The organism is uncultured Frigoribacterium sp., assembly GCF_963515265.1.
Lineage (GTDB): Bacteria > Actinomycetota > Actinomycetes > Actinomycetales > Microbacteriaceae > Frigoribacterium.
This window is the reverse complement of record NZ_CAUPYL010000001.1, coordinates 56,061-77,405: the sequence shown is the minus strand read 5'-3', so window position 1 is coordinate 77,405 and position 21,345 is coordinate 56,061. Positions and strand designations below refer to the sequence as shown.

At 71.7% G+C, this 21,345-nt stretch carries 21 protein-coding genes; 13 read left to right on the top strand and 8 right to left on the bottom strand.

Going from position 1 to position 21,345, the window contains the following annotated elements; translation table 11 throughout:
• Positions 1 to 611 (bottom strand): hypothetical protein (locus tag RWM17_RS00350; RefSeq protein ID WP_314100571.1); only part of this gene is annotated, 611 nt, incomplete at its 3' end.
• Positions 612 to 775: 164 nt separating this feature from the next.
• Between RWM17_RS00350 and RWM17_RS00345 the strand changes: the two genes are divergently transcribed.
• Entirely contained in the window at positions 776 to 1,954 is a 1,179-nt protein-coding gene (locus RWM17_RS00345; protein WP_314100570.1) for a DUF6177 family protein, read from the top strand.
• Entirely contained in the window at positions 1,944 to 2,291 is a 348-nt protein-coding gene (locus RWM17_RS00340; protein ID WP_314100569.1) for a hypothetical protein, read from the top strand. Before RWM17_RS00345 ends, RWM17_RS00340 begins: the two co-directional genes overlap by 11 nt.
• A 91-nt stretch (positions 2,292 to 2,382) precedes the next feature.
• Here RWM17_RS00340 and RWM17_RS00335 read toward each other — a convergent pair whose 3' ends face one another.
• From RWM17_RS00335 to RWM17_RS00315, 5 genes are all read right to left on the bottom strand, one after another.
• Positions 2,383 to 3,150 (bottom strand): succinate dehydrogenase iron-sulfur subunit, encoded by a 768-nt coding sequence (locus tag RWM17_RS00335; RefSeq protein ID WP_123546571.1) that lies wholly within the window; start codon positions 3,148 to 3,150, stop codon positions 2,383 to 2,385.
• A 2-nt stretch (positions 3,151 to 3,152) separates the two neighbouring features.
• The gene (sdhA, locus tag RWM17_RS00330) at positions 3,153 to 4,970 is read right to left on the bottom strand and encodes a succinate dehydrogenase flavoprotein subunit (RefSeq protein ID WP_123546570.1); all 1,818 of its coding nucleotides are present in this window, start codon (positions 4,968 to 4,970) and stop codon (positions 3,153 to 3,155) included.
• A gap of 72 nt (positions 4,971 to 5,042) precedes the next feature.
• Positions 5,043 to 5,489: a succinate dehydrogenase, hydrophobic membrane anchor protein gene (gene sdhD / locus RWM17_RS00325; RefSeq protein WP_123546569.1), complete on the bottom strand. Its 447-nt coding sequence runs from the start codon at positions 5,487 to 5,489 to the stop codon at positions 5,043 to 5,045.
• A gap of 4 nt (positions 5,490 to 5,493) precedes the next feature.
• Positions 5,494 to 5,952 (bottom strand): succinate dehydrogenase, cytochrome b556 subunit, encoded by a 459-nt coding sequence (sdhC, locus tag RWM17_RS00320; RefSeq protein ID WP_314100568.1) that lies wholly within the window; start codon positions 5,950 to 5,952, stop codon positions 5,494 to 5,496.
• 142 nt (positions 5,953 to 6,094) lie between these two features.
• Positions 6,095 to 7,255 (bottom strand): glycosyltransferase family 4 protein, encoded by a 1,161-nt coding sequence (locus RWM17_RS00315; RefSeq protein WP_399539807.1) that lies wholly within the window; start codon positions 7,253 to 7,255, stop codon positions 6,095 to 6,097.
• A 152-nt stretch (positions 7,256 to 7,407) separates the two neighbouring features.
• On the opposite strand from RWM17_RS00315, the gene RWM17_RS00310 reads away from it, so the two are divergent.
• The 10 genes from RWM17_RS00310 (at position 7,408) to RWM17_RS00265 (ending at position 17,673) form a co-directional block, all read left to right on the top strand.
• Positions 7,408 to 8,526, top strand: a complete 1,119-nt coding sequence (locus RWM17_RS00310) for a mannose-1-phosphate guanylyltransferase (RefSeq protein ID WP_314100566.1) — start codon at positions 7,408 to 7,410, stop codon at positions 8,524 to 8,526.
• Between the two features lie 187 nt (positions 8,527 to 8,713).
• Positions 8,714 to 9,805 (top strand): BMP family ABC transporter substrate-binding protein, encoded by a 1,092-nt coding sequence (locus RWM17_RS00305; protein WP_314100565.1) that lies wholly within the window; start codon positions 8,714 to 8,716, stop codon positions 9,803 to 9,805.
• Positions 9,806 to 9,945: 140 nt separating this feature from the next.
• The gene (locus tag RWM17_RS00300) at positions 9,946 to 11,466 is read left to right on the top strand and encodes an ABC transporter ATP-binding protein (RefSeq protein ID WP_314100564.1); all 1,521 of its coding nucleotides are present in this window, start codon (positions 9,946 to 9,948) and stop codon (positions 11,464 to 11,466) included.
• On the top strand, positions 11,463 to 12,746 hold the full coding sequence (locus RWM17_RS00295) for an ABC transporter permease (protein ID WP_399539804.1): 1,284 nt from the start codon (positions 11,463 to 11,465) through the stop codon (positions 12,744 to 12,746). Before RWM17_RS00300 ends, RWM17_RS00295 begins: the two co-directional genes overlap by 4 nt.
• Positions 12,743 to 14,032 carry an ABC transporter permease gene (locus RWM17_RS00290; RefSeq protein WP_399539802.1) on the top strand — a complete coding sequence of 430 codons (1,290 nt, stop codon included), beginning with the start codon at positions 12,743 to 12,745 and terminating at the stop codon, positions 14,030 to 14,032. Before RWM17_RS00295 ends, RWM17_RS00290 begins: the two co-directional genes overlap by 4 nt.
• Positions 14,029 to 14,448 carry a cytidine deaminase gene (locus tag RWM17_RS00285; RefSeq protein ID WP_314100563.1) on the top strand — a complete coding sequence of 140 codons (420 nt, stop codon included), beginning with the start codon at positions 14,029 to 14,031 and terminating at the stop codon, positions 14,446 to 14,448. The genes RWM17_RS00290 and RWM17_RS00285 overlap by 4 nt, the downstream gene beginning before the upstream one ends.
• Positions 14,449 to 14,462: 14 nt before the next feature.
• Positions 14,463 to 15,776 (top strand): thymidine phosphorylase, encoded by a 1,314-nt coding sequence (locus RWM17_RS00280; protein WP_314100562.1) that lies wholly within the window; start codon positions 14,463 to 14,465, stop codon positions 15,774 to 15,776.
• A 54-nt stretch (positions 15,777 to 15,830) separates the two neighbouring features.
• Positions 15,831 to 16,955 (top strand): adenosine deaminase, encoded by a 1,125-nt coding sequence (locus tag RWM17_RS00275; RefSeq protein WP_314100561.1) that lies wholly within the window; start codon positions 15,831 to 15,833, stop codon positions 16,953 to 16,955.
• 2 nt (positions 16,956 to 16,957) lie between these two features.
• The gene (locus tag RWM17_RS00270) at positions 16,958 to 17,404 is read left to right on the top strand and encodes a PTS sugar transporter subunit IIA (RefSeq protein WP_314100560.1); all 447 of its coding nucleotides are present in this window, start codon (positions 16,958 to 16,960) and stop codon (positions 17,402 to 17,404) included.
• Positions 17,401 to 17,673, top strand: coding sequence for a PTS sugar transporter subunit IIB (locus RWM17_RS00265; RefSeq protein WP_314100559.1), 273 nt, complete (start codon positions 17,401 to 17,403; stop codon positions 17,671 to 17,673). The genes RWM17_RS00270 and RWM17_RS00265 overlap by 4 nt, the downstream gene beginning before the upstream one ends.
• A 102-nt stretch (positions 17,674 to 17,775) precedes the next feature.
• On the opposite strand, the gene RWM17_RS00260 is transcribed toward RWM17_RS00265, so the two are convergent.
• Positions 17,776 to 19,464, bottom strand: a complete 1,689-nt coding sequence (locus RWM17_RS00260) for a phospho-sugar mutase (RefSeq protein WP_314100558.1) — start codon at positions 19,462 to 19,464, stop codon at positions 17,776 to 17,778.
• Entirely contained in the window at positions 19,461 to 20,291 is an 831-nt protein-coding gene (locus RWM17_RS00255) for a purine-nucleoside phosphorylase (protein ID WP_123546556.1), read from the bottom strand. The genes RWM17_RS00260 and RWM17_RS00255 overlap by 4 nt, the downstream gene beginning before the upstream one ends.
• 758 nt (positions 20,292 to 21,049) lie before the next feature.
• Between RWM17_RS00255 and RWM17_RS00250 the strand changes: the two genes are divergently transcribed.
• Positions 21,050 to 21,280, top strand: a complete 231-nt coding sequence (locus RWM17_RS00250) for a DUF559 domain-containing protein (protein ID WP_314100557.1) — start codon at positions 21,050 to 21,052, stop codon at positions 21,278 to 21,280.
• Positions 21,281 to 21,345 lie beyond the last annotated feature (65 nt).

The following is a 21,345-nucleotide window of genomic DNA, read 5'->3' as shown; positions in this document are numbered from 1 at the left end:
GCCGCGGTCTGCTGTGCGACGCTCGCGAGCACCCCGGGCCAGCCCCAGCGGCCGTCGAGCGGGGACAGGGAGCCGGGCAGGGCCGCGGCGGGCGGGGTGGCCACCGGTGCGTTCGTCGTCGTCGCTGTCGCGACGGGGGCAGTGGTCGTCGCGGACGCGGCCGGGGCGGCGTCGCCGGACAGCCACTCGGGCCGGTACTTCTCCGCGCGGGGGAAGCGGGCGAGGTCGGCGGCGTAGTCCGCGTCGGTCGGGACGACCTCGTCGCCTGTCGCCTCGAACGGCGACGCAGCGTCGTCGAACACCCGGCGTTCACCGTTGAAGCGCGCGGTGAACGAACCGTCGGACGTCAGGGTCAGCACCAGCGAGAACCAGGTGCCGCGCTCCGGATCGGCCATCGCCTCGCGGAGCTGCGTGCCCAGTGCCTCGACGTCGGGCGTGGGGAGGTCCTGCTTCGTGCTCCCGGCCGCGTCGAGGGCGTCCAGCCAGGTGCGGCTGACCTCGCCGACCTGGAGGAGGAACAGCGTCGCCTCCGCCCAGTCGACGTCGACCAGCGACTCGGCGACGCGGGCGGCGATCTGGTTCTGCAGGTCCTGCTGTCGGGCGACGTCCATGTCGGAGCCTCTCGGTCGTGATCGGGGATCGGGAGCGGTGCTGACGTCGCGGGCGTCGCGGACGGCACCGACAGACTATTCGCACGGGCCGCCTCCTGCCCTCTTCCGGCCGAGCGAGGTCGCGGACCGGTCACCGTCCAGGGGGCGGGAGCAGACTTGTCGTCGTGGGCACCCCTATCCGACACCCGTTGATCGACGCCGTGAGTGCGCGCGTCGTCCGGGTCGACAGCCGGTCCCGCGTCGTGCGGCTGAGCGCGCCGCTCGCCGACCTCCTGGCCCGCCGTCGCGGACGCCGCCGGATCGTGCTCGTGACGGGGGAGTCCTCCCGACTGACCGTGGGCACGCGGGCCGCTCTCGTGCACGCCGGTGCCGCCTGGGCGGTGCGCGACGAGCACGGCGACCTCCGCGACGGGCTGACGGGCTCGCCGTACGCCGACCTCGACGCCGCGGGGTGGCCGCCGAGCGCCCCCGACGACCAGGAGGTCACCTCTGAGCCGATCGTCGTCCAGGAGGCGGTCGGCACCATCGCACAGCTCTCGGTCGACCTCACGGTGCTGCACCGCCCCGACCACGACACGACCCTGGGCGGGGCCGTCGAGGTGCTCTCCGAGGCCGTGGCCGGTGCGGGGCCCGACAGGTGGGGCGAGACCGAGCCGCTGCGGAGGCCCTGGGACCGCTGGGTCCTCACGCAGAGCGCACGGCACGCCGCACCCGAGCTCGTGCGCGTGGTCGTCGAGGGCCCCGGCCTGTCCGGCACCCTCACGGCCCGCGTGACCGAGAACGGCATCGAGGAGACGACGGCGCTGACGATCGCCGTGCCCGCCGGCGCTGCTGCTGCCGCCTCCGGTGGCGACGCCGACCCCGTCGACGCGGCGGTCGACCGCCTCACGGAGGCGCTGTCCGAGATCGCCCGCACCTCCGTCCCGACCTTCGCCCTCGTGGTGGCTCGGGAGGGCGAGCCCGACCGCAGCGTCCGGGCGGTCACGTACCCGACGCCCAATCCCGTCGTGCTGCTGATCGGCGCGCCGTCGGTCCAGCGGCTCGGCCTGACGGTCTCGACGATCCCCGTGCCCAGGCCGGTCACGGTCGTGGGTCGCCCGCGCCTCCCGGCCTACGTCGTGCCCCTCGGCGATGCGGCCACCTCCGGCTGGGACGCCCTGCACGACACCCTCGACGCCGTCGGGCCGGAACGCCTGGCCGAGATGGTCTCGCCTCCGCTGCTCGAGGCCTGGGAGGACGACCTCGACGAACACGACCTGCTGCACGAGCACCGGCTTCCCGTCGCCGAGACCGACGAGTCCGACTCCGAGATCGATGAGGAGGAGCCCCCCGGTGCCCCGTGACATCACGATCCTGAGTCCGCACGTCGTCGACGCCCTCGACCTCGCGACCGCGGCACGGACGGTCGACGACTCCCTCGGCGTACGCGAGATCGACGGCGGAGCGGCGCTCCAGGTCTTCGGCGCGACCGGCGACGCCGTCCTCACCGTCTTCGGCTCCGACGAGGTCACGGTCGAGGGCGAGATCGAGCGCTTGCTCGCTGACCCGCCGGCCGTCCGCCTTCCCGTCTGGTGGGTCGACGCCGTGGCGCCCCACGGCGCCGAGGGCGAGCGCGGGGTCTCCGTGGCCCTCCGGCTGGCGCTCGGCCTCGAGGCCGTCTGCATCGTCGAGGACGACTGACCACCGAGACGACCGGCTGCCGACGATCGACACGCAGGAGGGCCCGGCACCACCGAGGTGGTGCCGGGCCCTTCGTCGTGTCCCCGAGCGGTCAGCTGACGGGGGCGACGCTGCCGCGCAGCACGGCGTTCTTGACCTCGGCGATGGCCTTGGTCACCTGGATGCCGCGCGGGCAGGCCTCGGTGCAGTTGAAGGTCGTGCGGCAGCGCCACACGCCTTCCTTGTCGTTGAGGATGTCGAGGCGGACCTGGGCGCCCTCGTCGCGCGAGTCGAAGATGAAGCGGTGGGCGTTCACGATGGCGGCCGGGCCGAAGTACTGGCCGTCGGTCCAGAACACGGGGCAGCTCGACGTGCACGCGGCGCACAGGATGCACTTGGTCGTGTCGTCGAAACGCTCGCGCTGGGTGGCGCTCTGGATGCGCTCCTTCTCCGGCTTCGACGAGGCCATCAGGAACGGCTGGATCTCTCGGTACGACTGGAAGAACGGCTCCATGTCGACGACGAGGTCCTTCTCGAGGGGCAGCCCCTTGATGGCCTCGACGTAGATCGGCTGCGACAGGTCGAGGTCCTTGATCAGGGTCTTGCAGGCGAGCCGGTTGCGGCCGTTGATGCGCATCGCGTCCGAGCCGCAGACGCCGTGGGCGCACGAGCGGCGGAACGTCAGCGAGCCGTCCTGCTCCCACTTGATCTGGTGCAGGGCGTCCAGCACCCGATCGGTGGGCAGAACCTGGACGTCGAAGTCCTGCCAGCGCGGCTCGTCGTCGACCTCGGGGTCGAACCGGCGGATGATCAGCGTCGCCGTGAAGGTGGGGACGGCGTCGGAGGCTGTGGGGGCGTTCTCGAGGACTGCGGAGCTCATGCTCAGTACTTCCGTTCCATCGGCTGGTAGTTCGTGATCACGACGGGCTTCGTGTCGAGTCGGATGTGGTCGCCCGCGAGCGACGAGTGCGGGTCGCCCGTCAGGTAGGCCATCGTGTGGACCAGCCAGTTCTCGTCGTCGCGCGTCGGGTAGTCCTCGCGGAAGTGACCGCCCCGGCTCTCCTGGCGCGAGCGCGCCGAGTACACGACGACCTCGGCCAGGTCGAGCAGGAAGCCGAGCTCGATGGCCTCGAGCAGGTCCGTGTTGAAGCGCTTGCCCTTGTCCTGGACCGAGATGTTCTTGAACCGGTCGCGCAGGTCGGCGATCACGTGGGTCACCTCGTCGAGGGTCTCCTCGGTGCGGAACACCTGGGCGTTGCGGTCCATGCTGTCCTGCAGCTCCTTGCGGAGCGTCGCGATGCGCTCCGTGCCGGTGGCGTTGCGGACGTCCGCGACCAGGCCGCGGACGAACCCGGCAGGGTCCTCGGGCAGCGGCACGAACTCGGCCGTCCTGGCGAACTCGACGGCGTTGTTGCCGGCGCGCTTGCCGAAGACGTTGATGTCGAGCAGCGAGTTGGTGCCGAGGCGGTTCGAGCCGTGCACGCTGACGCAGGCGCACTCGCCGGCGGCGTAGAGCCCGGGCACCACCGTGGTGTTGTCGCTGAGCACCTCGGCGTGCACGTTCGTGGGGATCCCGCCCATGGCGTAGTGCGCCGTCGGCAGCACCGGCACGGGCTCCGTGTACGGCTCGACGCCGAGGTAGGTGCGGGCGAACTCGGTGATGTCGGGCAGCTTGGCGTCGATCACGGCCGGGTCGAGGTGCGTGATGTCGAGGTAGACGTACTCCTTGTGCGGGCCGCCGCCGCGCCCCTCGCGGATCTCCGTGGCCATGCAGCGGGCGACGATGTCGCGGGGCGCCAGGTCCTTGATGGTGGGGGCGTAGCGCTCCATGAAGCGCTCGCCCTCGCTGTTGCGGAGGATGGCGCCCTCGCCGCGGGCCGCCTCCGACAGGAGGATGCCGAGGCCGGCCAGGCCGGTCGGGTGGAACTGGAAGAACTCCATGTCCTCGAGGGGGAGGCCCTTGCGCCAGATGATGCCGACCCCGTCGCCCGTGAGGGTGTGGGCGTTGGACGTCGTCTTGTAGATCTTGCCGAAGCCGCCCGTGGCGAAGACGACCGACTTGCCCTGGAACACGTGCAGCTCGCCCGTGGCGAGCTCGAGCGCCACGACGCCGGCCGGACGTGCCACGCCGTCGACCTCGCCCATGATGAGGTCGAGCACGTAGAACTCGTTGTAGAAGTCGATGCCGAGCTTGACGCAGTTCTGGTACAGCGTCTGCAGGATCATGTGGCCCGTGCGGTCGGCGGCGTAGCACGCGCGACGGACGGGGGCCTTGCCGTGCTCGGCCGTGTGCCCGCCGAAGCGGCGCTGGTCGATCTTGCCCTCGGGGGTGCGGTTGAAGGGCAGCCCCATGTTCTCGAGGTCCAGGACGGCGTCGATCGCCTCCTTCGCCAGGATCTCGGCGGCGTCCTGGTCGACGAGGTAGTCGCCGCCCTTGACCGTGTCGAAGGTGTGCCACTCCCAGTTGTCGTCCTCGACGTTGGCCAGCGCGGCGGCCATGCCGCCCTGGGCCGCGCCGGTGTGCGACCGGGTCGGGTAGAGCTTCGAGATGACGGCCGTGCGGGCGTTCGGCCCGGCCTCGATCGCGGCACGCATCCCCGCGCCCCCGGCGCCGACGATGACGACGTCGTGCTGGTGGTAGTGGATGCCGTCGACGACGGAGTCCTGGTCGGACGAGGCGGGAGCGGAGGGAGTGGTCACAGTTCTTTCCGGGGGACGGTGGTGCCGACGGCGGGACAGGTCGAGGAGGCGGAGGTCGTCACGCCGAGGTGGTCAGGCCGAGCAGATGGACGGGAGCATGTCGGCCGGCGCGTTGGCCGGGCACGGGTCGAACGTCCAGACCACGAGGGTGCCGAGGAGGAGCAGGACGGCCGCCGAGACGACGAGCGTCCCCAGCAGCACGCGGCGCACAGCGGGGCGGCCGACGTAGTCGTTCACGATGGTGCGCATGCCGTTGGAGCCGTGGATCAGCGCGAGCCAGAGGAGCAGCGTGTCATAGACCTGCCAGAAGGGGTTGGCCCACTTGCCCGCGACGAAGCCCCAGTCGATCGCCTTGACCCCGCCCTCGCCCGCGAGCAGGTTGACGAAGAGGTGGCCGAAGATCAGCACGACCAGCACGGCGCCGCTGACGCGCATGTAGATCCAGCCCCACTTCTCCCAGTTGGTGCTGCGGCGGGCGGTGCGCGCGCTGCGCGGGGCCTCGACGGTCTCAGTGGTCATCGCGTTACTCCGAGAAGACGTTCATCAGGTGGCGGGGGGCGAAGCCGGCGAACAGCACCACGGCCACGCCGATCACGATCCAGAAGAGGAGTCGCTGGTGCTTGGTGGCCGGGGCCCAGAAGTCGATGAGGATGATGCGCAGGCCGTTGAGGGCGTGGAACAGGATCGCGGCCACGAGGCCGGTCTCGCCGAGGCCCATGATCGGGTTCTTGTAGGTGCCGATCACGGCGTCGTACGCCTCGGGGCTGATCCGCACGAGAGCCGTGTCGAGGATGTGCACGAGGAGGAAGAAGTAGATGCTCACGCCGGTGATGCGGTGCAGCACCCACGACCACATGCCTTCGCGGCCGCGGTAGAGCGTGCCGGCGAAGCGTCCGCCCTTGCGGGGCTCGGGCACACGCGTCGGCGAGCCGCCCGACCTGCCTGCCGGTGACGCCAGTGTTCCCGTCGACTGCTCAGCCATGAGCGGCCCTCCTCGCGGACGAGGCGGTCGGCTGCGATCCGGGGGAGGACAGCCGCGTCCGCCGTGTGCGTTCATAGAACTGTCCCAGCATACGAGCGGGGCACGTCGTCCCGCCGCTTAGGCGGGCCTAAGAACGACCGATCTACTTCGATGTCGAGAGAAGGTCGGTCCCCGCGGCTGTGCGGGCCGCCGTGGTGCGGCGGACGTGGGCTCGGGCCTCGTCGTAGTGGCCCAGCAGGTCGTCGCCGACGCTCTCCCACGTGCGGCCCACGACGGCTCGACGGCCCGCCTCGCCGAAGCGGGCCCTCCGGCCCCCGTCGGCCACGAGCGTGCCCACCGACCGTCGGAGCGAGTGGTCGTGGCGGGGATCGAACAGGTACCCGTCGACGCCGTGGCGGACGAGGTCGAGGGGGCCGCCCGCGGCGGGCGCGACCACCGGGACGCCCGCGGCGTGCGCCTCCTGCACCGTCTGCCCGAACGTCTCCGTCGTGCCGGTGTGCACGAAGACGTCGAGCGCGGCGTAGGCGTCCGCGAGCTCGTCCCCGTGCAGGGGGCCGGTGAAGAGCGGGTCGAGGTGTCGCAGCCGACGCCGCAGGGAGGGCAGCGAGGGCCCGCCCCCGACGACCACGAGGCGGACGCCGTCCTGGCGGCGGAGGGCCGCGAGGCGCTCGACCTGCTTCTCGGCCGCGAGCCTGCCCACGTAGCCGACGAGCACGTCGTCCGGGCCCGCGCCGGCCCGCGAACGGAGCAGCGACGCGCCCGCGCCGGCACGGCGGTTCGGGTGGTACCGGCGGGCGTCGACTCCGCGGCCCCACGTCTCCAGGCGCTGCACGCCGGCCCGCTCGAGATCCCGCAGGGAGGCGGTGGACGGCACGAGCGTGACGGTCGCCTGGTCGTGGATGCGGCGCACCAGCCGCCACGCCACGGCCTCGGTGACCGTCCCGAGCCCGCTCGCGGCCGCGTAGCGGGCGACGTCCGTCTGGAAGACCGCGACGCTCGGCAGGCCGAGCCTGGCCGCCGCCGAGATGGCCTGGGCGCCGAGCAGGAACGGCGAGGCGACGTGCACGACGTCCGGGGCGAAGGCCGCGATCGCCCCGGCGACCTGGGGCCCGGGCAGCCCGACGGGGAACTGGCGGTACGCGACCGACGGGACGCGGTGGACGCGGGCGCCCGCGTAGGAGTCGTGCCCGCGTCCCGCCGGGGCGATGACGAGGGCCTCGTGGCCACGCCGCTCGAGGTGGTCGAGCACCCGCAGCACGCTGGTGGTCACGCCGTTCACGGTGGGCAGGAAACTCTCGGTCACGATGGCGACCCGCATGGGCACTCCTCGACTCGGCGTGGCACCAGGCTGCCGCGTGGTCGTGACCGGTCGGAGCCGGTGCCGTGACGGGCGGGTGTCGGGGCGGTGAACGGGTGCCCCGTGGCTCGCAGCGCGGCATCGCTAAGGTGGCCGACATGACCCCCCAGGACGCCGCCGACCGCTTCTACAGCATCATCCCCGCCGGGGGCATCGGCTCCCGCCTGTGGCCGCTCAGCCGCGCGGACGCGCCGAAGTTCCTGCACGACCTCACCGGCAGCGGGTCGACCCTGCTCCGCGGCACGTGGGACCGCCTCGCGCCCCTCGCCGGCGAGCAGCGCATCATGGTCGTCACCGGCCGCGCCCACCGAGCCGCGGTCGAGGCGCAGCTCCCTGCCCTCGCCGACCACAACGTCGTCCTCGAGAGCGAGCCGAAGGACTCGACGGCCGCCATCGGCCTCGCCGCGGCCATCCTGCGTCGGCGCGAACCGGACGTCATCGTCGGCTCGTTCGCGGCCGACCACGTGATCGCCGACGTCCGCGGCTTCGGACGCGCAGTGCGCGAGGCCATCGCCCTCGCCGACGCGGGCTGGATCGCGACCATCGGCATCACCCCGACCGAGCCCGCGATCGGCTTCGGCTACATCCACGTGGGGGAGGCGCTCGACGTCGAGGGAGCCCCGAGCGCCCGCAGGGTCGAGTCGTTCGTCGAGAAGCCCGACCTCCCCACCGCCGAGGGCTACGTCGCCGGGGGTGACCACCTCTGGAACGGGGGCATGTTCATCTCCCGTGCCGACCGCCTCCTGGACCAGCTCGGCGAGACGCGGCCCGAGCTGCTCGCGGGCCTGGAGGAGCTGGCCGAGGCGTGGGACACGTCGAGGCGCGGCGCCGTGGTCGACGCCGTCTGGCCGGGCCTCGAGAAGATCGCGATCGACTACACGGTCGCCGAGCCCGCGGCTGCGGCGGGTCGCCTCGCCGTCGTGCCCGGCGACTTCGACTGGGACGACGTCGGCGACTTCGCGTCGATCGCCAAGCTGCACTCGGGCGGTCGCAAGAGCGACCTCGCCATCCTCGGCGAGAACGCCCGCGTGCTGTCCGACGCCTCGAGCGGCATCGTCGTGGGGCACAGCGGCCGGCTCATCTCGCTGATCGGCGTGAACGACATCATCGTGGTCGACACCCCGGACGCCCTGCTGGTCACGACGACGGCGAACGCCCAGCGGGTCAAGAGCGTCGTCGACGCCCTCAAGCTCAGCGGCCGCAGCGACGTCCTCTGACGGGTCCGCGGGCCGTCCGGGGGCCGCCCCGGCGGTCCCCGTTGTTACGGCGCCGTTACGAGGTGGTCGCGTTCGTGTAACGCCTCCGCATCGGTCCGCCTCCGCGGTCCGGCCCGCTCGTCACAGTAGGTAACCTGTCGCCATACGTGCCCGGCTTCCCCTGTCGGGCTGCACCTTGGAGGACACCTTGACTACAACTGCGCGCAGGGCCGCCTACAGCGGCCTCGCCCTGGCGAGCACCGTCGCCATCCTGGCCGGCTGTGCGTCGGCACCCGAGGGCGACGACGCCTCCGGCGGATCGGCGTCCAGCGACTTCGTGCCCTGCATGGTCTCCGACGCGGGCGGGTTCGACGACAAGTCGTTCAACCAGCTCGGCTACGAGGGCCTCACCGAGGCTGCCGAGTCCCTCGGCGCCACGCCCCAGACCGTCGAGTCGGCCGACGAGACCGTCTACAACTCGAACATCGACAGCCTCGTCGCGAACGGCTGCAACCTGATCGTCACGGTCGGCTTCCTGCTCGCCGACGCCACCGGCGTCGCCGCCGAGGCGAACCCCGACGTCGACTTCGCGACGATCGACGACAGCTCGAACGACGCCGACAACGTGCGCCCGATCACCTTCAACACGTCGGAGGCCGCGTTCCTCGCCGGCTACGTCGCCGCGAGCTACTCGACGACCGGCACCGTGGGCACCATGGGCGGCCTGCAGATCCCGACCGTGACCATCTTCATGGACGGCTTCCAGGACGGCGTCGAGTACTACAACGAGCAGAAGGACGCCGACGTCCAGGTCGCGGGCGGCTGGGACGTCGCCGCGCAGTCCGGCGGCACGTTCACGGGCGGCTTCGAGGCCGGCACGCAGGCCAAGGCCAGCGCGCAGACGCTGATCGACCAGGACGCCGACGTCATCATGGCCGTGGGCGGTCCGATCTACCAGAGCGCCGCCGAGGCCATCCGCGACTCGGGCAAGGACATCGCCATGATCGGCGTCGACTCCGACACCTACGAGACCGACTCGGCCAACGCGGACCTCTTCCTCACCTCCGTCCTGAAGGGCATCAAGCAGGCCACGAACGACGTCGTGACCAGCGCCGCCGACGGCGACTTCACCAACGAGCCCTACGTGGGCACCCTCGAGAACGACGGCGTCGGCATCGCGCCGTTCCACGACTTCGAGAGCAAGGTCGACAGCAGCCTGCAGGGCGAGCTGGACGACATCAAGGCGGGCATCATCGACGGCTCGATCGAGGTCGAGTCGCCCTCCGCACCGAAGAGCTGAGTCGCTGCCCCGTCAGCACCAGCACTCGCACCACCCAGCGTCAGGCATCGATTAGCATCAACTGACCGAGGGCCCGGGGCGGACGGTCTCGACCGTTCGTCCTGGGCCCTTCCCACGCCTACACCCGAGGTAGATCAACGATGAAGCTCGAGCTCAAGGGCATCACGAAGCGATTCGGCGCACTGACCGCCAACGACCACATCAGCCTCACAGTTGAGCCTGGTGAGATCCACTGCCTGCTGGGCGAGAACGGCGCCGGCAAGTCCACGCTCATGAACGTCCTGTACGGCCTGTACCAGGCAGAGGAGGGCGAGATCCTGCTCGACGACGTCGTCCAGCACTTCTCCGGCCCTGGCGACGCCATGGCGGCCGGCATCGGCATGGTGCACCAGCACTTCATGCTCGTGCCGGTCTTCACCGTCGCCGAGAACGTCATGCTCGGCCACGAGGAGACGAAGGCGGGCGGCCTCCTCGACCTCGCCGCCGCCCGTGCGAAGGTGCGCGAGATCTCCGGCCGCTTCGGCTTCGACATCGACCCCGACGCCCTCGTGGAGGAGCTGCCGGTCGGGGTCCAGCAGCGCGTCGAGATCATCAAGGCCCTGTCGCGCGACGCCGAGGTCCTCGTCTTCGACGAGCCCACAGCCGTGCTCACCCCGCAGGAGACCGACGAGCTGATGGGCATCATGCGCCAGCTCCGCGACGCTGGCACGGGCATCGTCTTCATCACGCACAAGCTGCGCGAGGTGCGCGAGGTCGCCAGCCGCATCACGGTCATCCGGCTCGGCAAGGTCGTCGGCGAGGCCGAGCCCACGGCCACCAACGCCGAGCTCGCCTCGCTCATGGTGGGCCGAGCCGTCGAGCTCACCGTGCAGAAGTCGCCCGCCGAGCCCGGCGAGCCCGCGCTCGTCGTCGAGAACCTGAGGGTCGTGGACGCGATCGGGCAGGTCGTCGTCGACGACGTCTCCTTCGAGGTCCGCCGCGGCGAGGTCCTCGCCATCGCGGGCGTCCAGGGCAACGGCCAGACCGAGCTCACCGAGGCGATCCTCGGACTGCAGAGCCGGGTGGAGGGACGAGTGCACCTCGACGGCGCCGACATCACCGGGCACAGCGTGCGCCGCGTCCTCGACGCCGGTGTCGGCTTCGTGCCCGAGGACCGCAACGAGGACGGCCTGGTCGGGGCCTTCACCGTCGCGGAGAACCTCATGCTCGACCGCTCGCAGTCCGGGCCCTTCGTCCGGCGGGGCTCCCTCCGGCTCGCCGAGCTCGCCCGGTTCGCCGTCGAGAAGGTCAAGGAGTTCGACATCCGCACCCAGGGCATCACGACGCCGGCCGGTCGCCTCTCCGGCGGCAACCAGCAGAAGGTCGTGCTCGCCCGCGAGCTCAGCCGTGACCTCCGCCTCTTCGTCGCCGCCCAGCCCACCCGGGGCATCGACGTCGGCTCGATCGAGTTCGTCCACAAGCGCATCGTCGCCACGCGCGACTCCGGTGTGCCCGTCATCGTCGTCTCGACCGAGCTGGACGAGGTCGTCGCCCTCGCCGACCGCATCGCGGTCATGTACCGCGGCACGATCATCGGCATCGTCCCCGCCGACACCCCGAGAGACGTCCTGGGTCTCATGATGGCCGGCGAGATGCCGCACGGAACGGAGCAGGCAGCGTGACCGACGCCACCCCCTCGACCACCCCCGCCCCGGAGAGGCCCGCGCCCCCGGTGCCCGGAGCACCGGAGAAGCAGGACGACAGGGGCTCGCGCCTCCTGCGCGAGATCACGACGGGCAACGCGGCCATCTCGGTCCTCGCCGTCGTGCTCGCACTCGTCATCTCCGGCGTGCTCATCGCCTTCACGACCCCCGCCGTCCAGGCGACCACGGGCTACTTCTTCAGCCGGCCGGCGGACTTCTTCCAGGCCTTCTGGACGACCGTCAGCTCCGCCTACTCGTCCCTGTTCCAGGGGGCGGTCTACAACTTCCGCGTCGACGGCTTCGCGGCCGGCATCCGGCCCCTCACCGAGACGCTCAACTACTCGGTCCCGCTCATCGCGGCCGGGCTGGGCGTGGCCCTCGCGTTCCGGGTGGGCCTGTTCAACATCGGTGCCCGGGGCCAGATCCTCATCGCAGCCGCAGCCGCAGGCTGGGTCGGCTTCTCGTTCGACCTGCCGATCTGGGTGCACCTCCCGCTCGCCCTGCTCGCGGGCATCGCCGGCGGTGCCGTCTGGGGCGGCATCGTGGGCCTGCTCAAGGCCCGCACCGGCGCACACGAGGTCATCCTCACGATCATGCTCAACTACGTGGCCTTCTACCTGATCGCCTACATGCTGCGCACCCCGGGCCTGCTCCAGGCGCCCGGCAGCCCGAACCCGAAGGCGCCCGCGACGCTGCCGTCGGCGATCCTGCCCGACCTCTTCGGCTCGCGGTACAACCTCAACCTCGGCTTCGTCATCGTCGTCGTCATCACCGCGGTCGTCTGGTGGCTGATCAACCGGTCGACCCTCGGCTTCCGGTTCCGCGCGGTGGGCGAGAACCCCCACGCGGCCCGCACCGCCGGCATGAACGTCAAGAACATCTACCTGTACGCGATGCTCATCTCCGGTGCGCTCGCGGGCGTGGCGGGGTCGACCCAGGTCCTGGGCACCCTCACGACCGGCTTCAGCTCGGGCATCGACGCCGGCATCGGGTTCGACGCCATCACCGTCGCCCTGCTCGGCCGGTCGCGACCCTGGGGCGTCTTCGGCGCCGGCATCCTGTTCGGCGCCCTGAAGGCCGGCGGCTACTCGATGCAGGCGGCCGACGGCGTGCCGATCGACATCGTCCTCGTCGTCCAGTCCCTCATCGTCCTGTTCGTGGCGGCGCCGCCGCTCGTCCGCAGCATCTTCCGCCTGCCCGCCCCCGGAGCCCGTCCGGTGCGCAAGGCCTCGACCAAGGAGGCGGTGGTGACCAAGTGAGCACCCTCAGCCCCGACACCGCGGTGCCCGCCGCGCCGTCGCCCGAGCTCTCGACCGTGGCGACGCGGAGCCTGAAGGCCCCGATCGCCTTCGGCGTCTTCACGGTGATCGCCGCCGTGCTCTTCGTCGGCTTCTCCCGCGACGGCGACAGCACCTTCCGCCTCGCGACCGCGACGGACTTCGTCCAGCTGCCGGACGCCGTCCTGCCCTCGGCAGCGACGGGGACGGTTCTGACGGTGCTGCTCGCCGTCGTCACCGGCGTCGCGACCGTCCTGGCCCTCCAGGCCAAGCGCGTGCCGATCTGGCTCGTCGCGGCCTTCGGCGTGGTCTTCCTCGTCGCCTTCCTCACCTGGACCAGCGCCGGGGCCCGGATCCCCGTGCCCGGCCTCCTCCTGGGCGCGCTCGCCCTGAGCACGCCGCTGATCTTCGGCGCCCTGGGCGGCGTCATCAGCGAGCGGGTCGGCGTCGTCAACGTCGCCATCGAGGGGCAGCTGCTCGCCGGCGCCTTCGTCTCGGCCGTCGTCGCGTCGGCGACGGGGTCTGCCTACGTGGGCCTCGCCTCCGCGATGGTGGCCGGCGTGCTCGTGTCGATGGTCCTGGCCGTCTTCAGCATCCGCTACATCGTCGACCAGGTGATCGTGGGCGTCGTGCTCAACGTGCTCGTCACGGGCCTGACGAGCTTCCTGTACTCGCAGGTCCTCACGAAGTCGGACGCCCTCAACCAGGGCGTCCGGTTCCCGCAGCTGCCGATCCCGGGGCTCAGCCAGATCCCGATCGTCGGGCCGGTGTTCTTCCGCCAGACGATCATCGTGTACCTCATGTACGTCGCGATCGCCGTGGTCTTCTACGGGCTCTTCCGCACCCGCTGGGGGCTGCGCCTCCGCGCGGTCGGCGAGCACCCGCAGGCCGCCGACACCGTGGGCATCAAGGTCAACGCGACCCGCTTCTGGAACGTCTCGCTCGCGGGCGCGATCGCCGGTCTCGGCGGGGCGTACTTCACGCTCGGCTCGCTGGGCAACTTCCAGAAGGAGATGACGGCCGGGGCCGGCTTCATCGCCCTCGCGGCGGTCATCTTCGGCCGCTGGGACCCGATCAGGGCCACGCTCGCGGCGCTCCTCTTCGGCTTCGCCTCGAACCTGCAGAACGTGCTCGGGGCGATCGGGTCGCCGGTGCCGAGCGAGTTCATGCTCATGCTGCCGTACGTCGTCACGATCTTCGCCGTCGCCGGCCTCGTCGGCCAGTCCCGGGGCCCGGCCGCGTCCGGCAAGCCCTACGTCAAGTCGTGAGCGTCGCCGAGACGACCGACTGGGAGGCGCTCCGTCAGGCCGCCCGGGAGGCGATGACCAAGGCGTACGTGCCGTACTCGGGGTTCCCGGTGGGGGCCGCCGCGCTGACCGCCGACGGCCGTCTCGTCACCGGCTGCAACATCGAGAACGCCTCGTACGGCATCACCCTGTGCGCCGAGTGCTCGCTCGTCACCGACCTCGTCATGGGAGGCGGCGGCCAGCTCGTCGCGTTCGCCTGCGTCGACGGCAACGGCGGCGTGCTGATGCCCTGCGGCCGGTGCCGCCAGCTGCTCTACGAGCACTCCCACGAGACGATGGTGCTCGACACCGTCTCCGGCCTCAAGACCATCGACGAGGTGATCCCGGACGCCTTCGGGCCCCGTCAACTCGAGCAGTACCGCGACTCGCAGTCGTAGCTAGGAGCACCACCATGACCAGCCTCACCACCGCCTCCTCGGCAGCCGTCGAGCCCTTCGACACCGTCGACCTCATCCGCGTGAAGCGCCGCGGCGACGCCCTCGAGACCCCCCAGATCGACTGGCTGATCGACGCGTACACGCGCGGCTACGTCGCTGACGAGCAGATGGCCGCGCTCACCATGGCGATCTTCCTCAACGGCATGGAGCGCCGCGAGATCCGCGACATGACGCTGGCGATGATCCGCAGCGGCGAGACGATGGACTTCACGGGCCTCGGCAAGACGACGGTCGACAAGCACTCGACCGGGGGAGTGGGCGACAAGATCACCCTTCCCCTGGCGCCCTTGGTCGCGTCCTTCGGGGTCGCCGTCCCGCAGCTCTCGGGCCGCGGCCTCGGGCACACGGGCGGCACGCTCGACAAGCTCGAGTCGATCCCCGGCTGGCAGGCGTCGATCTCGAACGAGCGCATGCGCGAGATCATGGCCGACTCGGGTGCGGTCGTCTGCGCCGCCGGCTCGGGCCTCGCCCCCGCCGACGGCAAGCTCTACGCGCTCCGCGACATCACCGGGACGGTCGAGGCGATCCCGCTGATCGCGTCGTCGATCATGAGCAAGAAGATCGCGGAGGGCACGGCCGCGCTCGTGCTCGACGTCAAGTTCGGCTCGGGCGCCTTCATCCAGGACATCGAGCAGTCGCGACTGCTGGCGCAGACCATGGTCGACCTGGGCAAGGACGCGGGCGTCGCGACGACCGCCCTGCTCACCGACATGAACGTCCCCCTCGGCCTCACGATCGGCAACGCGCTCGAGGTGCGCGAGTCGGTCGAGACCCTCGCCGGAGGCGGTCCGTCCGACATCCGGGAGCTCACGGTCGCGCTCGCCCGCGAGATGCTCACGCTGGCGGGTCAGCCCGACGCCGACGTCGAGGCCGCCCTCGACGACGGCCGGGCGATGGACGCCTGGAAGACCATGATCCGGGCCCAGGGCGGCGACCCCGACGCGGCCCTGCCCACCGCCCGCGAGACGCACGTGGTCACCGCGGCACGCAGCGGCTTCGTCACCGACCAGCAGGCGCTGCCCTTCGGCATCGGTGCCTGGCGCCTCGGCGCCGGTCGTGCCCGCAAGCAGGACCCGGTCCAGGCCGCCGCCGGCATCGAGCTGCACGCCAAGCTCGGCGACGCCGTCGTCGAGGGTCAGCCGCTCTTCACCCTGCACGCCGACGAGCCCGCGCGGTTCGAGCGCGCCCTCGAGGCCGTCGAGGGCGCGTGGACCATCGGCGACGAGCGCGTCGAGCGCGGCCCGCTGGTCGCCGGTCGCGTCTCCTGACCCGCAGTCGGCGACCCCCAGCGGCGTGACGGTCGGCGGCGGTAGCCTTGTCCCATGAGCGCACCGGACAAGGACTACCGCCTGCCTGACGGCGGACCCCGCATCGCCCCCCTGCCGAAGGTGTCGTTGCACGACCACCTCGACGGTGGGCTGCGGCCCCAGACCATCGTCGAGCTGGCCGACGAGATCGGCTACGAGCTGCCCGTCACGGGCGGGGCCGACGAGCTGGGGCGCTGGTTCGTCGACAGCGCCGACTCCGGCAACCTGCCCGACTACCTGAAGACATTCGACGTCACGACCGCGGTCATGCAGACCGAGGCAGGCCTCGAACGCGTCGCCCGCGAGTTCGTGCTCGACCTGGCCGCCGACGGCGTGGTGCACGGCGAGGTCCGCTGGGCCCCCGAGCAGCACCTGCAGGGCGGGCTGAGCCTCGACCAGACCGTCGAGGCGGTCCAGCGCGGCATCGAGGAGGCGATCGACCAGCTCGACGGCGAGGGCCACGTCATCTCGATCGGCCAGCTGGTCACGGCCATGCGGCACGCCGACCGCGGCCTCGAGATCGCACAGCTCGCGATCAAGCACCGCGAGGCCGGCGTGATCGGCTTCGACATCGCCGGTGCCGAGGCGGGCTTCCCCGCGTCGAACCAGCGACCGGCCTTCGACCTGCTGGCGCGCGAGTTCATGCCCGTCACCGTCCACGCGGGCGAGGCCGACGGCCTCGAGAGCATCCGCAGCGCCCTCCTCGACGGGCGCGCCCTCCGCCTCGGGCACGGCGTCCGCCTCGCCGAGGACATCCGGGTCGTCGGGTCGGCGGGCGAGCAGACGACGGTCGAGCTCGGCCCGATCGCCGCGTGGGTCCGCGACCGCGAGATCGCCCTCGAGCTCTCGCCGCAGTCGAACCTCCAGACCGGTGCCATCGCCGCCTGGGGCCGCGACCTCGACGACCACCCCTTCGACCTGCTCTACCAGCTCGGCTACTGCGTCACGGTCAACACCGACAACCGCCTGATGAGCGACACCAGCCTGACGAAAGAGCTCGCGCTGCTCGCCCAGGCGTTCGACTACGGCCTGTCCGACCTGGAGACGTTCCAGCTCAACGCCGCGGCGTCGAGCTTCCTGCCCCTCGAGGACCGCGAGGCGCTGGCCGACCGCATCACGGCGGGCTTCGGGGAGGTCTGACCGTGGCGCTCCCGTCCCTGCCGGACTCGGCCGTCGTCATCGCGGCCGACGCCCCCGACTGGCGTGCCGCCGTCCTGCGGGCGGGCGACGCGCTGGTCGCCTCTGGCTCGACGCGCGACGGCTACGGCGACGAGATGGTCCGCATGATCGAGGAGCACGGCCCGTACGTCGTCATCGCGCCCGGTCTCGTGCTGGCGCACGCCCGCCCCGACGAGAGCGTCCTGCAGGACGGCCTCGCGGTGGTGACCCTCGCCGAGCCGGTGCCCTTCGGCCACCCGCACAACGACCCCGTGAGCGTCGTCCTCGGCCTCGCGGTGGAGTCCGTGGGCGGCCACCTCGAGTCCATCGCCGACCTCGCGAACGTCTTCAACGACTCCACGGTGATCCCGGCGCTGGCGACCGCCACGAGCGCCGACGAGGTCCGTCGGCTGATGGGGATGACAGCGTGAAGATCGTGACCATCTGCGGTGCCGGCATCGGCAGCAGCGGGATCCTCAAGGTCAACGCGGAGCGCGTCCTGGCGCGGCTCGACATCGAGGCCGACGTGGTCGCGGCGGACGTCGCCTCCATCGGCGCCGTCGCGGACGACGCGCAGGTCATCCTCACGTCGCAGGAGTTCGTCGAGGCGATCGGGGCGACCTTCGCGGACGTCATCGTCATCCAGAACCACTTCGACCAGGCCGAGCTCACCGAGAAGCTGCAGCGCTCGCTCGGCTGAGCGAGGGTGCCCACCCGGGCACGCGACGAGGAGGGGCCAGGACGCACGACGTGCGACCTGGCCCCTCCTGTGCTCGGCGAGCCTGTCGGCTCGCAGCCTCGGCTAGCTCAGCAGCTCGCGCATCCCTGCGTCGAGGTCGGCGACGGCCGCCTCAGCGGCGACGCGGCGGTCGCGAGCGTCGCCCTCGGTGCTGGAGGCGTCGATGTAGACCTTGAGCTTGGGCTCGGTGCCGCTGGGGCGCACGATGACCCGTGACCCGTCGGTGAACCAGTAGCGCAGCACGTCGCCGGCGGGGAACCCGCCGAAGCCGTCGCGGAAGTCGTCGACACGGTCGACGCGGTGCGAGCCCACGGTCGCGGGAGGCGCCTCCCGCAGTCGCCTCGTCAGCCGCCCGATCTCGGCGAGGTCGTCGACCCGCAGCGAGATCTGCGACGACGCGTACGCCCCGAAGCGCTCGTCGAAGGCGACGAGGTGCTCCGCGACGGTCGAGCCGGCGGCGCTGAGCTCGGCCGCCAGCGCGAGGAAGTCGACGGCGGCGGAGATGCCGTCCTTGTCGCGGACCTTCTCGGGGTCGACGAGGTAGCCGAGGGCCTCCTCGTAGCCGTACAGCAGCCCGCCCACGCGGGAGACCCACTTGAAGCCGGTGAGGGTGTCGACGTAGTCCAGGTCGTAGCGACGTGCGACCTCACGGAGGGCCGGCGACGAGACGATGCTCGCGGCGAGGGTGCCGTCGACGTCGTCCCGCCGGGCGCGCTCTGCGGCGCGCCAGCCGAGCAGTGCACCGACCTCGTTGCCCGAGAGACGGCGCCAGCCGTCGGCCGTCGGCACGGCGACGGCGAGCCGGTCGGCGTCGGGGTCGTTGGCGATCACCAGGTCGGCCTCGACGCGGTCGGCGGTGGCGAAGGCGAGGTCGAGCGCGCCCGGCTCCTCGGGGTTGGGGAACGCCACGGTCGGGAAGTCGGGGTCGGGCGCGGACTGCTCGGCGACGGGGATCGGCTCGACGAAGCCCGCCTGGGCGAAGACCCGACGGGCGACCTCCCACCCGACGCCGTGCATCGCCGTGTAGACGACGCGGGGCTGCGTGCCGGAGGCGGCGGTGCCGGCGAGCGCCGCCGTGCGGCGGACGTACTCGCCCACGAGGTCGTCGCCGGCCTCGGTCCAGTCGTCCGACCGGGGCAGCTCGCTCAAGGGGCGGGTGGCCGCGTCGTCGATGTGGGCCGCGATCTCGGCATCGATCGGCGCGACGATCTGCGACCCCGCGTCGACCCCGCCCAGGTACACCTTGTAGCCGTTGTCCCGTGCGGGGTTGTGGCTCGCCGTCACCATGACGCCGGCGCTGACGTCGAGGTGGCGGACCGCGAAGGCCAGCACGGGCGTGGGCAGGGCGCGGGGGAGGATCGTCGTGCGGACGCCGGCCGCAGCCATGATCTCGGCCGTGTCCCGGGCGAAGACCGCGCTGTTCTTGCGCCCGTCGTAGCCGATCACGATCGAGGGGGCGCTCTCGCGACCGGTGAGGAACGCCGCGAACCCGGCCGCGGCCTGCGCGACGAGCACGCGGTTCATCCGTGCCGAGCCGGCTCCGAGAGCACCACGGAGCCCGGCGGTGCCGAAGGCGAGGCGCGAGTCGAAGCGGTCGCGCAGGTCGGCCAGGGCGGCGGCGTCGCCGGCCTCGACCGCCGCGAGTACGGCGTCGAGCTCGTCGCGCGTCTCGGCGTCCGGGTCCTGGTCACGCCACGAGCGGGCGGCGGCGACCAGGGCGACCTCGTCGACCCGTGCCGCGTGGTCGGTCACAGGGCCGCCACGATGCGAGCCAACAGCTGGCTGATGGCGGCCTCGGCGTCCTTGCCTGCCTGGAGCACCTCCTGGTGGCTCAGTGGCGTCTTCTGGATGCCGGCGGCGAGGTTCGTGATGAGCGACATGCCGAGCACCTCCATGCCGGCCTCGCGGGCGGCGATGGCCTCGAGAGCGGTGGACATGCCCACGATGTGGCCGCCCATGGCCTTCGCCATCTGGACCTCGGCGGGCGTCTCGTAGTGCGGCCCGCGGAACTGGGTGTAGACGCCCTCGTCGAGGGTCGGGTCGATGCCCTTGGCGAGCTCGCGCAGACGCGCCGAGTAGAGGTCGGTGAGGTCGATGAAGGTGGCGCCCTCGAGGGGGCTGTCCGCCGTGAGGTTGATGTGGTCGCTGATCAGGACGGGACTGCCGGGCGTCCACGTCTCCTTGATGCCGCCGGCGCCGTTCGTGAGGATCATCGTCCGGGCGCCCGTGGCGGCGGCGGTCCGGACGCTGTGCACGACGCGGCGGACGCCGTGGCCCTCGTAGTAGTGCGTGCGGGCGCCGATGACGAGGGCGTTCTTCCCGCTCGGCAGCGCGATGCTGCGGATCGAGCCCGTGTGGCCGACGACCGCCGAGGCGCTGAAGCCCGTGATCTCGGTCGCCGGGATCTCAGCGGTGGTCTCGCCGATCAGGTCGGCGGCCTTGGCCCAGCCGCTGCCCAGGGTGAGGGCGACGTCGTGGTGGGCTACGCCGGTCGCCTCGGCGATCTGGGCGGCGGCGGTGCGGGCGACCTCGAAGGGGTCGGCGGCACCGTCGAGGGGGTGCGTGGGTGTCTCGGACATGCCGTCCACCCTAGTTCCCGCGCCCCGGCTCGCCCCTTTGCCTCCCCCTCCTCGTTCAGGAAGTCTCTGCCTGAGCCGTGCGGTGGGGGGAGCCGTGTTCCTGACTCGTGCACTGTTCAGGAAGTCGGGACCGTCAGGTCCTGCATGCTGTGCGTCCAGCGGGCCCGGCATGGTCACTACGCGAGGCTCGACGCAGCCACGGACGCAGTCGCCGCCGTTCGTCTCGGCGGGCGCCTCGCGGGTCCGTCCGCCGCTTCCGTGCACGGGCTCTGGGCGGGGTACGACCGTCGACTGCACGTCTCCGTCCCCCGCCACGCGTCGCGCCTCAGGGACGCGCGCCGGGCAGCACCGGGGGGAGGAGGAGCGCCCAGGTCGGCCGACGACTCGGTGGTGGTCCACTGGACCGACACCGAGCCCCTCGACCTGGGCGAGCCGTGCTGGCTGTCGCCGGTCGTCGTCTGCCTCCGCCAGATGGTCGCGTGGTGCGACGAGATGACGGCGGTCGCGTGCGTCGACACGGCCCTGCAGGCCTCTCTCGTCGGTCTCGACGACCTCACGGCAGGTGTGGAGGGCCACGGTCCTCGAGCGCGTGCCGTGCTCCGGAGGTGCCGTCAGGGGTCGGACTCGGGAGTCGAGTCGATCGTGCGGCAGGCCCTCGCTGTGAGAGGTGTGGAGGTCGAGCAACAGGTCGTGGTGACGTCGGTCGGGCCGAGCGACATGCGCTGCGAGGTCGTCGTGGTCAGGCGCTCCGCGCGCTGGTGGAACTGGACGGCTTCGCTTTCCACTCGCGGCGGGACGCGTTCGACCGGGACCGGAGGAAGGACGCGGAGTCCGCATCGGCCGGCTACACGACCCTGCGGTTCAGCGCCGACCAGGTCGAACGTGATCTCGGGGAGGTCAGTGACACGGTCGTCCGCGTTCGCGACGCGCACGATGCAGGAAAGGACGAGCCGGAGTTCCTGAGCCGTGCACAGTTCAGGACGATCTGACCCCTCATTGCGAGGATCAGGACGGATCTTCCTGAATGAAAGAGGAGGAGGGGGAAGGGGGCGAG

Coding starts and splice junctions, on each gene's coding strand:
- RWM17_RS00335 (WP_123546571.1), bottom strand. CDS start 3,150: ATGAGCTCCGCAGTCCTCGAGAACGCCCCCACAGCCTCCGACGCCGTC.
- sdhD (WP_123546569.1), bottom strand. CDS start 5,489: ATGACCACTGAGACCGTCGAGGCCCCGCGCAGCGCGCGCACCGCCCGC.
- sdhC (WP_314100568.1), bottom strand. CDS start 5,952: ATGGCTGAGCAGTCGACGGGAACACTGGCGTCACCGGCAGGCAGGTCG.
- RWM17_RS00310 (WP_314100566.1), top strand. CDS start 7,408: ATGACCCCCCAGGACGCCGCCGACCGCTTCTACAGCATCATCCCCGCC.
- RWM17_RS00300 (WP_314100564.1), top strand. CDS start 9,946: ATGAAGCTCGAGCTCAAGGGCATCACGAAGCGATTCGGCGCACTGACC.
- RWM17_RS00280 (WP_314100562.1), top strand. CDS start 14,463: ATGACCAGCCTCACCACCGCCTCCTCGGCAGCCGTCGAGCCCTTCGAC.
- RWM17_RS00275 (WP_314100561.1), top strand. CDS start 15,831: ATGAGCGCACCGGACAAGGACTACCGCCTGCCTGACGGCGGACCCCGC.
- RWM17_RS00255 (WP_123546556.1), bottom strand. CDS start 20,291: ATGTCCGAGACACCCACGCACCCCCTCGACGGTGCCGCCGACCCCTTC.